The 15,971-nt window shown below is 68.5% G+C and carries 12 protein-coding genes; 8 read left to right on the top strand and 4 right to left on the bottom strand.

The features are described from left to right. Entirely contained in the window at positions 1 to 1,347 is a 1,347-nt protein-coding gene (gene eccB / locus BN3385_RS08030; RefSeq protein ID WP_286141682.1) for a type VII secretion protein EccB, read from the top strand. Here eccB and mycP read toward each other — a convergent pair. Together mycP and BN3385_RS08040 are read right to left on the bottom strand one after the other, a co-directional pair. After that, positions 1,309 to 2,655: a type VII secretion-associated serine protease mycosin gene (mycP, locus tag BN3385_RS08035; RefSeq protein WP_059016020.1), complete on the bottom strand. Its 1,347-nt coding sequence runs from the start codon at positions 2,653 to 2,655 to the stop codon at positions 1,309 to 1,311. The genes eccB and mycP overlap by 39 nt on opposite strands. Further along, a complete protein-coding gene (locus tag BN3385_RS08040) occupies positions 2,610 to 3,884 on the bottom strand; it encodes an EsaB/YukD family protein (protein ID WP_059016021.1) in 1,275 nt (424 codons plus the stop codon). Before BN3385_RS08040 ends, mycP begins: the two co-directional genes overlap by 46 nt. 90 nt (positions 3,885 to 3,974) lie before the next feature. Between BN3385_RS08040 and eccCa the strand changes: the two genes are divergently transcribed. From eccCa to adhP, 7 genes are all read left to right on the top strand, one after another. Beyond that, positions 3,975 to 7,574, top strand: coding sequence for a type VII secretion protein EccCa (eccCa, locus tag BN3385_RS08045; protein ID WP_059016022.1), 3,600 nt, complete (start codon positions 3,975 to 3,977; stop codon positions 7,572 to 7,574). Then, positions 7,571 to 8,734, top strand: coding sequence for a type VII secretion-associated protein (locus BN3385_RS08050; protein WP_059016023.1), 1,164 nt, complete (start codon positions 7,571 to 7,573; stop codon positions 8,732 to 8,734). Before eccCa ends, BN3385_RS08050 begins: the two co-directional genes overlap by 4 nt. A 45-nt stretch (positions 8,735 to 8,779) precedes the next feature. Then, the gene (locus BN3385_RS08055; RefSeq protein ID WP_156432635.1) at positions 8,780 to 9,088 is read left to right on the top strand and encodes a WXG100 family type VII secretion target; all 309 of its coding nucleotides are present in this window, start codon (positions 8,780 to 8,782) and stop codon (positions 9,086 to 9,088) included. Between the two features lie 11 nt (positions 9,089 to 9,099). Then, complete coding sequence (locus tag BN3385_RS08060) at positions 9,100 to 9,393, top strand: WXG100 family type VII secretion target (RefSeq protein WP_059016024.1); 294 nt, start codon at positions 9,100 to 9,102, stop codon at positions 9,391 to 9,393. 139 nt (positions 9,394 to 9,532) lie between these two features. Then, entirely contained in the window at positions 9,533 to 10,822 is a 1,290-nt protein-coding gene (locus BN3385_RS08065) for a helix-turn-helix domain-containing protein (protein ID WP_059016025.1), read from the top strand. A gap of 107 nt (positions 10,823 to 10,929) precedes the next feature. After that, positions 10,930 to 12,453 (top strand): acetaldehyde dehydrogenase ExaC, encoded by a 1,524-nt coding sequence (exaC, locus tag BN3385_RS08070; RefSeq protein WP_059016026.1) that lies wholly within the window; start codon positions 10,930 to 10,932, stop codon positions 12,451 to 12,453. A 27-nt stretch (positions 12,454 to 12,480) separates the two neighbouring features. After that, a complete protein-coding gene (adhP, locus tag BN3385_RS08075; protein WP_059016027.1) occupies positions 12,481 to 13,542 on the top strand; it encodes an alcohol dehydrogenase AdhP in 1,062 nt (353 codons plus the stop codon). Here adhP and BN3385_RS08080 read toward each other — a convergent pair. Both BN3385_RS08080 and BN3385_RS08085 read right to left on the bottom strand, forming a co-directional pair. Then, positions 13,533 to 14,180 (bottom strand): GNAT family N-acetyltransferase, encoded by a 648-nt coding sequence (locus tag BN3385_RS08080; RefSeq protein ID WP_059016492.1) that lies wholly within the window; start codon positions 14,178 to 14,180, stop codon positions 13,533 to 13,535. The genes adhP and BN3385_RS08080 overlap by 10 nt on opposite strands. Positions 14,181 to 14,222: 42 nt before the next feature. Further along, a complete protein-coding gene (locus BN3385_RS08085; protein ID WP_059016028.1) occupies positions 14,223 to 15,971 on the bottom strand; it encodes a glycoside hydrolase family 3 protein in 1,749 nt (582 codons plus the stop codon).

Here is a 15,971-nt window from a genome sequence, read left to right on the forward strand (position 1 = left end):
GTGCGGCGCCACGGTTCCCTTCGCCTGCAATCCAGTGGTGATCGATTCCTCTGGCGCCGAATGGAATACGCGCTCCTGGGGCGGCCTATGCCGGCGGGTGAGGATCCGCTGCGCAGCCATCGCCGTGCCTTGGCCGGCGGATGCATGCTGGCGCTCGGCATCGGGATCGTGGTCACCGCCTTCCCCGTCCTGCCCGGGATTCCCGGCGACAGCCAACTGGTCATGTCGCGCCAATCCGGGGCGATGTTCGTGCGCCTGGACGGCTCACTGCGACCGGTGAGCAACCGGGTGTCCGCCGAGCTCATCCTCGGCGCTCCGGTGGCCCCGCGGCTCGTCAGCGACGCTGCACTGGAGGACATTTCGCGAGGTCCGGTGTTGGGCATCCCGGGGGCGCCCGACGCGGTGGGCGAGCCGATCGCGCCACAGGATCAGAGCTGGACCGTGTGCGATCACGCCGACGGACGGACCGCCATCACCGTCACCGCGGCCGATGGCCCACCCGACCTGCAGCCCGGCACCGCGGTGGTGGCGTCGGCGGCACACGGCGACCGCGCGATGTATCTGCTGTACGGCGGTCGGCGTGCCCGGATCGACCCGGACAACCCGGCGACAGCACGCGCATTACATCTCGACGGGGTGCGCCCGCGACCGGTATCGCCCACGCTGCTGGCCCTCATTCCCGAAGCCCCGGCGATCAGACCGCCGACGATCACCGGATCGTCCGCCGACGTCGCTGGCGTGCGTCTCGGGGGAGTGCTGCGGACGATTCGGGCCGGCAATGATGAGTTCTATGTCGTTGTGCCGAACGGCATTCAACGGATTGGACGGCTTGCCGCCGACCTGATCCGGTTCGCCGACCCGGCAGCCGGGGCGGATATCCCGTCCGTGTCGCCGGAGGTGATCGCCGGCACCGAGCTGGTCGATGCGCTGCCGGTAGCCGGCTATCCCGACGCCGCCCCCGCACTCCTTGAGCAGCCGACTGAGGTATGTGCGACCTGGCGGCAGGGCCAGGTCAGGATCGCCGCCGGCACGGCAGCGCCGCAGGCCGGCACTGCCGTGCCAGTGACCACCGCTGACGGGGACGGCCCCAACGTCGACGTGGTGGCCGTCCCGCCAGGCCGCGGCGTGGACGTGTCGGCGAACACCGCCACCGCGGGTCGCTACCTCATCTCGGATACGGGAGTTGTTTTCCCCGTGCGGGATTCGGCTGCGGCAGCTGCGATCGGACTTCAGGATCCGCCGGCGCCCATCCCGTGGGCGATCATCGCCGCCCTGCCCGCCGGACCTGAACTCAGCAGGCAGGCCGCACTAGCAGCGCGGGATGTCGTCGGGACTGCCACGCCGTAGCCGCGTCGAGGCCGCCGCCGCGAGACCGATCAGACACAACGCCGCACCCATGCCGAGAACTCCCCGTGCCGAGCTGTCCTTCGCGGGGCTCTCGGCAGGCACGTCAAACGAGGCAGGAGCCGGCGCCGGTGACGGTGCCGGTTGATCGTTGAGCGCGGCCAGAGCATCTACGACGCCCGTGCCCACCGCCGAATCCCAGCCCCGGGAGGGCTTGTGGGCACTGGACTCGATCCTGGCCATCACCTGCCGTGCCGTGAGCTGCGGGAAGCGCGCCCGCACCAGTGCCGCCAGGCCGCTGACCATCGGGGCGGCATAGCTGGTGCCCGAGATCGGCTGCGGACCGTATGACCCGGGCATGGTGTCGGCGATCCCGGAACCGCTCCGGTCCAGGGAGACAATCGCTTCCCCGGGCGCAGCGACGTCCACCCACGGTCCGTGCAGGCTGAACGACGACGGATTGCCGTCACTATCGACGGAGGCCACCGTCAGCACGTAGTCGTCGTACCAGGCGGGACTGGAGATGACCGTGGTCTGGCCGCCGGTGTTCTGCCCCGAGCATTGACCCGGTCCGCCGACATTGCCCGCCGCGGCCACCACCACCGCGTCCTTCACGTCCACCGCATAGGACAGCGCCGCGCCCAGCACGCGGTCGTCGAGCATCCCGTCGGCGCAGGCCACCGAAGAGATGTTGATGACCGAGGCGCCCATGTCAGCCGCGGTGCGCACCGCCTTCGCCAGGGTCTCGACATCACCGGATCCGCGGACCGACGGGTCGGATACCGGCCCGAACATGGTGCTCGACTGGCGGATTGCGATCACGGTGGCATCCGGAGCAATCCCGGCGAACCCGCTGCGGTCCGTGTCGTCGGGCTGTGCGGCGATGATTCCGGCGACCAGGGTGCCGTGCCCGTCACAGTCCTGCCGCCCGTCACCGATCGACACATAGTCGCCGCCATTCACTACCGCGGCGAGCCGCGAATGTGGTTGTACACCAGTGTCGATCACGGCTACGCGCTGACCGGCGCCCCGCGTCAGTTGCCACAATGACGGTAGGTCGACACCATCGAGTTGGTGTGCGCGGACATCCCGCGCTGTCTGCGAGAGCACCGCGCACGGTGTGCGTTGTTCGGTCGGCTCCGTCGGAGCGGCGACCGCAGGCGGTGGCAGGAGCGAACTGTCGATCGGCGGTGGTGCGACGGCGGACGCCGGGGGAGCGCAGGGCAGCGCGACGAGCGCGACGATCACCGACACCGCTGGGACTTTCACAGCAGTCCGCCGAGCGCCGGGAACACACCCGCTGCCGCGCATGCGGCAGGCACCATTGCCGCACCAGCGGCAACGTCGAGAGCCGCCAAGGCGCGGGACGCAGTAGCAGAGAGGAGCGACGTCGACGGCCCCAGCACGACCGCGGCGAGCGCCGCGGCGGCGATCACCGCACACAGCCAGTCGGCGGTCCCGGGCACGCTGATCGCCAGCTGTGCTGCGCACACCGTTGCGGCACCGGCCGCGGCGCCCCGCACGGTCCAGGACTCCGTGATGGAACGCTGAATACGGCTGCGCAGCAACAGAACCAGAGACAGCACGCCGGTGGAGATCGCCGCTGCGCCGGCTTCATCCGCCCACACGGCGGTGAGTGAGGACCCGAGCAGGGCGGTACCGGCCGAAGTCACGACCAGGCCGGTCAGCCTGGGGTGCGCCCTCGCGGTGGCGGCCCTGAGATCGGGCGCCGGCGCCGACGGAGTGAGTCCGCCTGCGCGAGCCGCCCACTGCGGCGACAGTGCCAGCACTGTTACTGCGCTGGTCGCCAACAACGGTCCGGCCGCCGGCGCCGGCAGCCACCCCGACACCACAGCCGCGGACATCGTCGCCGAGGCCAGCCCGACACCCGATAGCGACAGGAGGACAGTTCCGCTGTGGTCCAGAGCCCGCCAGCCGATGAGGGCCACGCCCGCCAGTGCCGACGACGCCAGAAGGAACCCGGACACTCCCGGAACGGTGAACCACGCCGCCGCGGCGGCCACCGCCGCTGCGATCACCCCGAATGCGGATGACACGATCTGCCGGTCACGCAATCTGATGGCTGCTGCCAGAGCGAGAAGCGCTGTTAGGCAAAGGAAGACGATGCAGTACCCGCTATCACCCGAGCCCATGCCGATCACTACCGACATGGTGATCGCCGACCACAACACGACCAGCGCCGTTGACATCGATCCTGGTGAGGGACGGCCACGGTCCTGCGACGCGCGCGCAACCGTCGCGCACACGTCCAGGACCGGCGGCGGAGCCGCGAGATCGGGGCGGATGATGAACAGCACAGACCCGTCATGAACTCCGCATTCCCTGAGTGCGGCCGCGACGTCCAGAACCGTCCCGTCCGGCCGGGCGAGCCGCAGGCTCCCGGCATCCGAGTCCCCGCCGAGGAGATCGGCGATGCCCGGCAGCAGTTCGCCGACGGGCAGATCCGCCGGCAGCTCGACGTCTGTTTCGCTTGTCTCGGACCTGATCGACACCCGGCACATTGCGGTCATGGCAGCCATTTAGCGGACGCTAGTCACACCGTGGGGAGCGTGAACTCCGCTGTCCACAGGTGAATTGCCGGGACGCGACCGGGTGCCTACCGTCCGTTCATGCTCGCGACGACGATCGAGTTCACCGGGGATGCGCGACTGACACCACCGGCCATCCCCACCGGCGAGGTCGTCGTCGCGGCGCCGCCCGTCCCGGAGCACGTCGCCGGATCAGCCCGGACTACGGCACTGATCGCCGTCGGGGTGCTCGCGGCGGTCGGTGTAGTCGTCTGGAGCGTCAGATCCGGGGCCACCGTCAGTCCGGTGACCCTGCTGTTGCCGGTGTTGGCCCTGATCTCAACACTCACGATGGCCCTGCGCGGCGGGCGTGACCGGGACAGCGCCCGACTGGACGACCAACGGCGGCGATATCTTGAGCATCTCGACGATCTCGGTGCCCAGCTGGACGCGGCCGCACAACGCCAGCGGGACGTCCTCACCTGGATGCATCCGGCGCCGACCGCGCTGTGGTCACTCGTCGGTGGACCGCGGATGTGGGAGCGTCGAGCCGCTGACCGCGATGTCGGGCACGTGCGCATCGGTGTTGGCGCACAACGCCAGTGCCGTCCCATCGTTCTTCCGCCGACCGCGCCGGCCGCGGACCTCGATCCCGTCACGGCCGAGGCATTCCGGCGTTGGGTGCACCATCACTGCATCGTCGGCGAGGTTCCCATCGCCCTTGCCATCACGGGTGTCCCGGTGATCGCGGTCGCCGGCCCGCCGCAGGACTCACGGGCGTTGATGCGCGCCATGGTCTGCCAACTCGCTGTGTTGCACGCGCCCAACGTGATTCTGATTGCGGCGTTGGTCGACCCGGCACGGCGTGCCGAGTGGGACTGGCTCAAGTGGCTGCCGCACACCCGCCATCCCCGATCCGGTACACCCATGGTCTACGAGCGTGCCGAAGACCTCGAGGCGGTTGCCGCTGACACGCACCGTCCTCACCTGTTCGTGGTCACCGACCGATCGGACGGGCGGGCACCTCGGCACCGCGCCGCCATGACCACTGTGAGCATGGGTTCGACGGCTGACGTCGAGGCGCTGTCAATCCTCATCGAGACCGGCCGGCTCATCGTGGCCGGCGAGGAGTGCGCCCGTCCCGACGCGCTGACAGTCGAGCAGGCGCGGGACTGTGCCCGCTGGCTCGCTCGCTATCGAGCCACCCGTCCCGATGCCGACGACGCCCACCGCTGGGGTGCCCGGTTCGGGAGCGGCTCGGCACCGCCGTGGCCGGCACACGAAAACCACACCGCCCTACGGATACCGCTCGGGCGCACGCCCGACGGAGAGATCGTCGAACTCGACATCAAAGAGCCTGCCGCAGGCGGCCACGGACCCCACGGTCTGTGTGTCGGGGCCACCGGATCGGGTAAGTCCGAACTCCTCCGCACGGTGGTCACCGGGATGGCCTGCCTGCATCCGCCGGACGAGCTCAACCTCGTCCTCATCGACTTCAAGGGCGGTGCCACGTTTCGAGGGCTCAGTGGCCTGTCCCATGTGGCGGCGATCATCACCAATCTTTCCGAGGACGACCACCTGGTGGGTAGCGCCCAGGACGCCCTCGCCGGTGAGATCCACCGCCGACAGCAGCTGTTCGCTCGTGCCGGCGATGCGGTCAATCTGGACGCCTATCGGCAAGCGCGCCAGGATGATCCGCGGCTACCGGTGTTGCCGGCCCTGTTCGTGGTGGTCGACGAGTTCACCGAACTGCTGGCCCGGCAGCCCGATTTCGCCGATCTGTTCGCCACGATCGGACGGGTGGGCCGATCACTGGGCGTCCACCTGCTGCTCGCCAGCCAGCGACTCGACGAGGGCCGGTTGCGTGGGCTGGAATCCCATCTGTCGTACCGGATCTGTTTGAAGACATCCAGCGCCGCGGAGTCCCGGGCGGTGCTCGGCGTGCCCGACGCGGTCGACCTTCCCGCCGCGCCGGGCGCGGCGTTCCTGCGCGATGGCGACGGACGCGTGAGCAGGTTCCAAACGACCTATCTCGGAGTGCCGGTGGTCGACACCCTGCCCGTGACGTCCGAAGCCGTTGTCCGGCAGTTCACCTCGGTTCCGGCAGCCGATCCTGCGCCCTCCCTCGGAGGCACTCGCACGGTGCTGGATACGATCCTCGACCAGCTGAGCGGCCAGGGAACTCCAGCCCGGCAGATCTGGCTGGCGCCGCTGTCCAGCTCGCCACGACTGTCCGATCTGACCCAGGCCGGTCACCCGGAGCTCAGCGCGACCATCGGCCTCATCGACCGTCCCTTCGACCAGTGCCGCGTGCCGCTAACCGTCCATACCCGCGGCGCAGGCGGGCACGTGGCGATCGTCGGTACGCCGCAAAGCGGCAAGTCGCAGGCAGTCTGCACCGTGATCCGAGCGTTGGCGGCGCGACACAATCCACAGCGAATTCAGTTCTACTGCCTCGACTTCGGCGGCGGTGGGCTCGAAGCGCTTCGTGTCCTGCCGCACGTCGGGACGGTCGCTCCCCGACACCACCCTGAGCTGGTGCACGCAACACTGCGGCATGTCGAGACGATCGTACGGTCGCGGGAAGCGGGCGGGGTTGACGAGTTCGGTGACGTCTACCTCGTCATCGACGGATGGCAGTCCCTCCGTGAGGAGTTCGGCGAGCTCGAACCCAGGGTTACCGCACTGGCCGCGCACAGCCTGTCCTTCGGCGTGCACCTCATCCTCACCGCCGGGCGCTGGGCCGACATCCGCCCGGGACTCAAGGATCAGATCGGTACGCGCCTGGAGCTGCGTCTCGGCGATCCGCTGGACTCCGAGATGAACCGCAAGCAGGCAGCTCTCGTCCCGCTCGGGATGCCGGGCCGCGGCCTCACCCGCGACGGTCACCACTTCGCCATCGCCACCTCCGCGGACTGCGACGTCACCGCACCGGCCAGCTGGCAGTCTCCGCCGGTGCGGCTCCTTCCCGCCCGCGTCGACTACGCCGAGGTCGTCGACCACGGCGCCGCCGGGTCAGGAGTGCTGATCGGTATCGGCGAACCGGAGCTGACTCCGACCGTCCTGGAGTTCTCACACGATGGGCACCTAGTGATCGTCGGCGATCGCGACTGCGGCAAGTCGGCCACGCTGCGGACCCTGTGCCTCGATATCGTGCGCGGTGCCACACCACGACAGGCTCAGCTCTACCTCGTCGACTTCCGCCGCGGACTGCTCGGCCTGGTCGACCCGGCCTACCTGCACGGGTATGCGTTCTCGCCCGCGGCACTGGCCGACTCCCTACCGGCTCTGCTCACAATGCTGCGCAACCGACTTCCGGCCGCCGACCTCACCGTCGATCAACTGCGCACCAGGTCCTGGTGGGACGGTCCGGACGTCTTCATCGTCGTCGACGACCACGACCTGGTCGCCGGTCCCGGTGCCGACGGTCTGGCCGCCGTCAGCGACCTGCTGCCGCACGCCTCGGATATCGGGCTGCATCTAATCATCGCCCGTCCTTGGGCCGGTCTTGCCCGCGCGCTGTACGACCCGCTGCTGACCCATCTGCGCGACAATCGCTGCCCCACGCTGTTGATGAGCGGCTCGCCCGACGAGGGACTGGTGATCGGTGGGCACCGGCCCACCCCACAGCCACCGGGCCGCGGTCTGCTGATCAGAGCGGATGCTGCCCAACGCATTCAGGTGTACTGGAGCCCGCCGTGACCGTCCTCGAGGTCGGACCGGCGGCGGTACGCCGCCTCCCGCATGGCGACGATCTTGCCGAGCCCCCGCTGGTCTGCGCCGCCCTCGCCGGTATCGACGACACCACGGTGCTGCTAGACGAGTGCCCGGTATCAGTCGAGCACTTGTGGCGGCACATTCTGTCGGCATCGAGTGACATGCCCTGCGAGGCCATCACACTCGTCCACCCCTCCTGGTGGCCGGCCCGCCGCGTCACCCGGCTCGCCGAGTGGGCGAGCGGGGCGGCGGCGACCGTCGCGACGCAGCCGCGATCGACACCTGCCCGGCTCGGGACTACCGCAGTGCTGATCGAACTCGGCACCGACGTGGTGGCAATCTGCCGCGGGTTCGCCACACCCGACGTGCTCGCCGGGCCCGCCGATCCGGCCTCGATCGTCGCCCGGATCATGGCCACCAGCAGCCCCTCCCGGGTCCTCATCGATGCCCCGCACGGGGTGCCTGGCGCAGGTGATCTGGCGCAGATCCTACGAACCATGCTGTCTGACAACGGTATCCCCACCGAGCTGCACCGGATCGAAGATTCGGTGCCGGCCGCCCTGCCGCCCGATACCCGGAGCGCGGCTCCGCGCCGGCACCCACAGCGACCGGCCGCGATTGCCGCTTTCGCGGTCGCGGTGACGATCCTCCTGGCTGTCGTCTTCGTTACCGCCCGCCCTGACGAGGCCCCTATCGGGCGGACGGTGAACCTGGTGGAGGGCCGTATCGTCGTGCAGATTCCCGCGGACTGGCGGCTACGCCGCGTCACCGCAGGGCCAGGTTCGCACCGGGTGGAACTCACCTCCGTCACCGATCCGTCCGACGCCCTGCACATCACTCAGTCCTATGCCCCGGGCCAGACCCACGACACGGTCGCGCATGTGCTCGACGAGGCGATCAGGCACGAAGCGCCCGGCGTGTTCACCGACTTCGATCCGGATGGCCGGCGAGCCGGTCGGCAGGTGCTGACCTACCAGGAAACGCGATCGGGGCGTGAGATCCGCTGGTTCGTGCTTCTCGACGGCCCCACCCGCATCAGCATCGGCTGCCAACGTGGGCACGGCAGCCCCGAGGCCATCGGTCCGGTCTGCGATCGCGCCATCGCCTCCGCACGACAAATCAATGGAACCGAACGACGTCCATAGCCGTCAAAACCATTGTGAAGATCAAGAATTGGACAGGATGCCACGGTGACCGCACTCAACACTGACTTCGACATGATGCGCACGATCGCGGCCACCACCCAGGCCCGCAACGACGAGATCCGGTCTCTGCTGACCGGCTTCATCGCCCGCATGCAGTCCGTGCCGCCATCCGTGTGGGGCGGTTTGGCGGCAGCCCGATTCAGAGATGTTGTTGCGCAGTGGAACACCGAGTCCACTCGGCTGTCAGAAGCCTTGACGGCCATCGCCGAGACCGTCCGGCACAGTGAACAGACTTTGCGGCAGGCCGCATACCAGCACGCCGCGCGCATCGGCGATGTGACGGCAGAACTGTAGAAGGGGCAATCGTGGAACCCATCCTGTCCTACAATTTCGCCGAGATCGATGCCACTGTCCTCGCCGACATCCAACAGACCTCGGCCCGCCTCGGTGCCGCACTGGAGGACCTTCGGCACCAGATTGCGCCGCTGCAGCAGGTGTGGACCCGCGAGGCCGCCACCGCCTACCAGGCCGAGCAGGCCCGCTGGCAGCAGTCCGCTGCCGCCTTGAACGACATCCTCATTCGGCTGGGCGCTGCGGTCCGTGACGGTGCCTGCGATGTCGCCGAGGCCGACCGGCGCGCCGCCCGGCTGTGGGGTTGAGAGGCGCCGGGTACTGAACTTCGTGCGGTTCCGGTGGAGGAGAGGCCCCGGAACCGCACGGCCCCGCAGCACAGAAATATGGCGTATGGTGGCCGCACGCGCGACGGCCGGGGCGGCCGCGCGAGGAGTGTGATCGCCGATGGGCACATCCAGAATATCCAGCGGGGGGTCGAGCCCTCGGCCTTCAGCGGCGCTGCGTGCGGTCCATGAACTGTTCGTCACCGGCGAGGTCGACGGCTCCTATCTGGAATCCAGCCTCCGGCCCATCGTTGCCAAAAGTTGGCAGCGCAGCCTGGCCAAAGGTGTCGACCCGGACCGGGCGGCGCGGCCGTCACCCGTCGGCGACGAGTTGGCCCGGCTGCGAGACTCCCACCCGCTGGCGCCGACCCTGCCGGTGATCCGGCGACTGCTCGTCGAGGACGCGGCCGGTTCCGGAGTGGTGGTCGCGGTGACTGCGGCTGACGGAACCCTGCTGTGGGTGGAAGGTGACCGCACTGCCTGCCGGCGCGCCGAGGGGATGAACTTCGTTCCTGGTGCTGATTGGAGCGAGCGTGGCGCCGGCACCAACGCCCCCGGCACTGCGCTGGCTCTCGACTCCGAACTGCAGATCCTGGGCTCCGAGCACTTCTCCCGGATGGTGCAGCCGTGGAATTGCACCGCGGTCCCGGTGCACGACCCCGACACCGGAGCCCAGATCGGTGCGATCGACCTCACCGGTGGTCCGCGGGTCGCCACGCCGCAGGCATTGGCCCTGGTCCGCGCCACCGTCGTTGCCGTCGAGAACCACCTGGCCCTGCTGCGGCTCACCGGCTCGCCCCAGCCGGCTGCCCCGAGGCCGCCGCGGTTGACGGTGCTGGGATCCGAGCGCCCGCGGTGGGTGGTCACCGACGAGGTGGGCCACCCGCGCTCGACGGCTCTGACCGGCCGGCATGCCGACATCCTCGTGCTGCTCAGCCGCCACCCCGAAGGGCTGTCCGCCGACCACCTGGCGATGCTGCTCGACGACAAGGACCTCGACGTGGTGACCGTGCGCGCCGAGATGTCCCGGCTGCGCAAAGTCGTCGGCGGCGACGTCATCGACTCCCGGCCCTACCGACTCCTGGTGCCGATCGACACCGATATCGACGAGGTGTATCAGGCCATCGACGCCGGCGATATCCGCGCAGCGCTGGATCGCTATGCGGGACCGCTTCTCCCGCAATCGATGTCGCCTGCTGTGGCGCGGATCCGCACCGAGCTCACGATGACTCTGCGATCCGCGGTGCTGGCCTGCGGCCAGCCGGATGCGCTGCGCCGGTGGCTGGACAGCCCGGATGGCCGCGACGATCGGGACGGCTGGCGCGCCCTGCACGACGGCGCTGCACCCGGCTCCGTGCAGCAGGCACAGGCCCGCGGTCGCCTGGCCGGCCTCGACCTCGACTTGGGCTGATCCGCACCGGAGGTTGCACGGTTTCGTGCAACCGTGCTGCAACCCCGTACTCCCTACCTTGAGTGACGACCGACACATTTCGTCGTCTGAACAGGCAGGAGAATGCCATGACCGTGTACGCCAGGCCCGGTACCGAAGGCTCCGTGATGTCCTTCGAGTCGCGCTACGACAACTTCATCGGCGGGCAGTGGACGCCGCCCGTGGGTGGGCAGTACTTCGAAAACCGCACCCCGGTGACCGGTAAGGTGTTCTGCGAGGTAGCCCGCTCCACCGACGCCGATATCGAACTCGCCCTGGACGCTGCCCATGCCGCGGCGCCGGCGTGGGGCAAGACCTCGGTGGCCGAGCGCGCGCTGATTCTCAACAAGGTCGCCGACCGCATCGAGGCCAACCTCGAGAAGATCGCCGTCGCCGAATCGTGGGACAACGGCAAGCCGATCCGCGAAACCCTCAATGCCGACATCCCGCTGGCCGTCGACCACTTCCGCTACTACGCCGCGGCCATCCGCGCTCAGGAAGGCTCGCTCTCCGAAATCGACAGCGACACCGTGGCTTACCACTTCCATGAGCCGTTGGGTGTGGTCGGGCAGATCATTCCGTGGAACTTCCCGATTCTGATGGCGGTGTGGAAGCTGGCGCCGGCGCTGGCCGCAGGTAACGCCGTGGTGCTCAAGCCCGCCGAGCAGACCCCGGCCTCGGTGCTGTATCTGATCTCGTTGATCGCTGATCTGCTGCCCGATGGTGTGGTCAACGTGGTCAACGGATTTGGCGTCGAGGCGGGTAAGCCGCTGGCCTCGTCGAACCGGATCGCCAAGATCGCCTTCACCGGGGAAACCACCACCGGGCGGCTGATCATGCAGTACGCCTCCCAGAATCTGATCCCGGTCACCCTCGAACTGGGCGGCAAGAGCCCGAACATCTTCTTCTCCGACGTCCTCGCCGCCAACGACGACTACCAGGACAAAGCGCTGGAAGGCTTCACAATGTTCGCCCTCAACCAGGGCGAAGTCTGCACCTGCCCGTCGCGCAGCCTGATCCAGTCCGACATCTACGACGAATTCGTCGCGATGGCCGCCATCCGCACCAAGGCGGTCCGCCAAGGCGATCCCCTCGACACCGAGACGATGATCGGCGCGCAGGCCTCCAACGACCAGCTCGAGAAGATCCTGTCCTACATCGAGATCGGCAAGAGTGAAGGCGCCCAGGTCCTGACCGGTGGGGAGCGCGCCGAACTGGGCGGCGACCTCAACGGCGGCTACTACGTGGCGCCGACGATCTTCACGGGCAACAACGCGATGCGGATCTTCCAGGAAGAGATCTTCGGACCCGTCGTCGCCGTCACCTCGTTCACCGACTACGACGACGCCATCCGGATCGCCAACGACACCCTCTACGGCCTCGGTGCCGGAGTGTGGAGCCGCGACGGCAACACCGCCTACCGCGCCGGGCGTGACATCAAAGCCGGCCGGGTCTGGACCAACTGCTACCACCAGTACCCCGCCCACGCCGCGTTCGGCGGTTACAAGCAGTCCGGCATCGGCCGCGAAAACCACCTCATGATGCTCGACCACTACCAGCAGACCAAGAACCTCCTCGTCTCCTACGCCACCACGGCGCAGGGCTTCTTCTGACATCACCCGCACGATAAGGACACCACCATGACTCAGACACTGGACAACGACATCTCCACCACCGACACCGACACCATGCACGCCGCCGTCGTCACCGAGTTCGGTGCGCCGCTGGCGGTCGGCGAAGTTCCCCTGCCCACACCAGGTCCCGGCGAGGTGCTGGTCAAGCTGGAGACCTCCGGCGTGTGCCACACCGATCTGCATGCCGCCCATGGTGATTGGCCGGTCAAGCCGGCCCCACCGTTCATCCCCGGTCACGAGGGGTACGGCACCGTCGTCGCCCTGGGCCCGGGTGTCACCGACCTCGCGCTCGGTCACAAGGTCGGCAACGCCTGGCTGTGGTCGGCGTGCGGCAGCTGCGAGTACTGCCGCACCGGCTGGGAAACCCTCTGCGAGAGCCAGCAGAACGGCGGCTACAGCGTCAACGGCAGCTTCGGCAGCTACATGCTGGTCAACTCCGCCTATGCCGCCCGCATCCCCGACAATGTCGACCCGCTGGAGGTCGCGCCGATCCTGTGCGCCGGCGTCACGGTGTACAAGGGCCTCAAGGTCACCGACACCCGGCCCGGCCAGTGGGTGGCCATCTCCGGTATCGGCGGGCTGGGCCACATCGCCGTGCAGTATGCCCGGGCGATGGGTCTGCGGGTGGTGGCTGTCGACATCGACGACGCCAAACTCGCTCTGGCCGAACGCCTTGGCGCAGAGGTGGCCGTCAACGCCAAGACCTCCGACGTCGTGGCCGAGGTGCAGAAGGCCACCGGCGGGGTGCACGGCGTGCTCGTCACCGCGGTGCATCCCCAGGCCTTCGGACAGGCCATCGGGCTGGCCCGCCGCGGCGGCACGATCGTATTCAACGGCCTGCCGCCCGGCGACTTCCCGGCTCCGATCTTCGATATCGTGTTGAAGGGCTTGACGATTCGCGGCTCTATCGTCGGAACCCGCCAGGACATGGCCGAGGCACTGGACTTCTACGCTCGCGGCCTGATCCACCCGACGGTGGAGTCCGCTCGCCTCGAGGACATCAACGAGGTGTTCGGCCGGATGGAGCGCGGCCAGATCGACGGCCGGATCGTCATCGACTACCGCTGAGTCCCGAGCTGCTCTCGCGCGGCCTCGACACCGATCAACCGGATGTCGTTGCGGCGTGCGGCGGCCCACTGCCCCGGCACCATCGCGAACTCCAGCATGGTGTCGGGGCAGCCGCGTCGTAGCTCCTCGCGGGTACCCGTCTGGGTGTAGGGCAATGACCGGGTCACCGCCAGCGAGGCGGCGTTGTCATGCCAAGCCCGGGTGACCGCGACATCGGCGTCGAAGCCGGCGAAGATCAGGTGCAGCACTGCCTGCCGCATCTCCTTGCCCAGGCCCGCGCCCTGATAGGCCCGGCCCAGCCACGACCCGGTCGTCAGGCTGCGCCGCCGGGGAAAGTCCGCACCGTGGACCACGCAGTTGCCGGCCACCGCCCCGTCAGCCACGACGACCAGGTCGAGATTCCAGTTATCCACCGAGGCCTCGGCGCGATTGCGCCAGTAATAGCGCAGGCAGTTGCGCTCCAGCTCCGGCGACGGAACATCCGTCCACGGTTCACTGAACGGCATGGTGGCCGGGTCATGAATACCGTTGGCCGCCAACATCGCCAGCTCGACAGCGAACTCGTCGGTGACGTAGCGCAGCGTCAGTCGCGGTGTCACCACCTGCACGCCGGCCAGCGGCCACACGACGCTATTCATGCCCTCCATCGGACCACATCGGTTCCCGTGGGAGAAAGCGAATTACCGCTTCGGGTAGCGCAGGCCGTGTCCGAATCGGAACAGTGGATCGGCGGTGTCGAACGGCACATCGGTACGGCTGGCCGCCACCTCGGCGTCCGAGCGCGGCAGGTCGAACGGCAGCGTGCCCAGGGGAGCGGCCTGCCCGAACAGCACGTCGAGCAGTGCGGTTTCACTCACCCCGAAGTTGACGACGATCGCGGCGGCGGCAGCCACGAACGGGGTCAGCACCGCGGGCCGGTCGAGGTACACATCGAGCACGGTCGGAACCTGCTCGCAGATGTCGAGCACCCGGCGCACCTCCTCGGCGTCGAATTCCAATGAACCGTGGTGGAACAACGCCGCCATACCCTCCGACCGCGGCTCGAACGGAGCCTTCAGGCGCAGCACCGCCACGTCGGCGTCCGCCGGCGAGTCCACCTTCTCGCCATAACCGTGCAACGAGGACAGCTCAGGTGCGAACACGGTCATGCCCCGGGTCAACGGCAGCGCCTCCGAGTTGGTCAACAGCGTCAGCGAGTCACGCTGAGCTTTCAGTCCGGCCTCGCGAAAATCGCTTCGTCCCACGGTGACTGCGGCAGTCTCCTCGTCGATGAACGGTCGGTCGAACAGACCCAGTTCGAACGGGACCCGCAGTATCCGGCGCACGGATTCGTCGATGCGCGCCTCGGTGATCCGGCCCGCGCGGATCACCGACAGCAGCACCTCGGTGCAGTCCTCGCCGCCGAACTGGTCGACCCCGGCCTCGAGCACCCGCACCACCCGATCCGGCGGGTCGAGGTGCTCCACACCCCACGCTCGCGCCACCCCGAGGTCGCCGAGGTCGGGGTGGTCGGTGATCAGCCCCCAATCGGTGCAGACGATCCCGTCGAAACCCAGTTGCTCGCGCAGCACACCGGTGATCACCGACTTGTTGAACCCGAAGCCGACCTCATCCCAGTCGGTGCCCACCGGCATCCCGTAGTACGGCATGACCTCCGCGGCCCCGGCGTCCAGGGCAGCCAGGAACGGACGCAGGTGGTAGTCGGCGTTGCCGCCCGGATAGACCTGCTCACGGCCCCAGGCGAAGTGCGGGTCGTTGCCGTCCTGCTGCGGCCCGCCGCCGGGGAAGTGCTTGATCATCGCCGCCACCGACTCAGGACCCAGCGAATCACCCTGCAGGCCAAGAACATAGGCCACACCGAGGTGCGAAGCGAGTTCGGCGTCCTCGCCGAACGTCGTGTTGATCCGCGACCAGCGCGGCTCGGTGGCCAGATCCAACTGGGGATGCAACGCCACCCGGATACCGGCTGCCACATACTCGCGGCGCACGATGTCGGCGAACTCCCGAACCCGCTCGCCGGACCCGATGGCCGCCAACCCCAGCGTCTCCGGCCACTGCGAGAACGGGCCCGCCATCATCTGCGTCAACGGGTTGTCACCGAAGTGATGCCGCGGGTCGGTGGAGAACGTCACCGGGATACCCAGCGGTTTCGCCAGCGCCGCTCGTTGAACACTGTTGTGCCACTGCGCGAATGCGCGGCCATCGGCCAGCGAGCCCAGGATGTTGAAGTGGCGCAGGCCGCGGTCCAGAAGCGACCGCAACGTCCGCTCGCCGAACAGGGGCACCACCTCGTCGACGCCGGCCGGCACGGCCATGGTGTGGAACATCAGCCCCACCTTGTCCGTCAGCGGCAACCGGCCCAGCAGATCCTCGGTCCGCTGGTCCACCGACAGGCTGCTGTCCTGGTACGGCGCAATGGGATCAGACAT

Source organism: Mycobacterium sp. M26, assembly GCF_001494595.1.
Lineage (GTDB): Bacteria > Actinomycetota > Actinomycetes > Mycobacteriales > Mycobacteriaceae > Mycobacterium.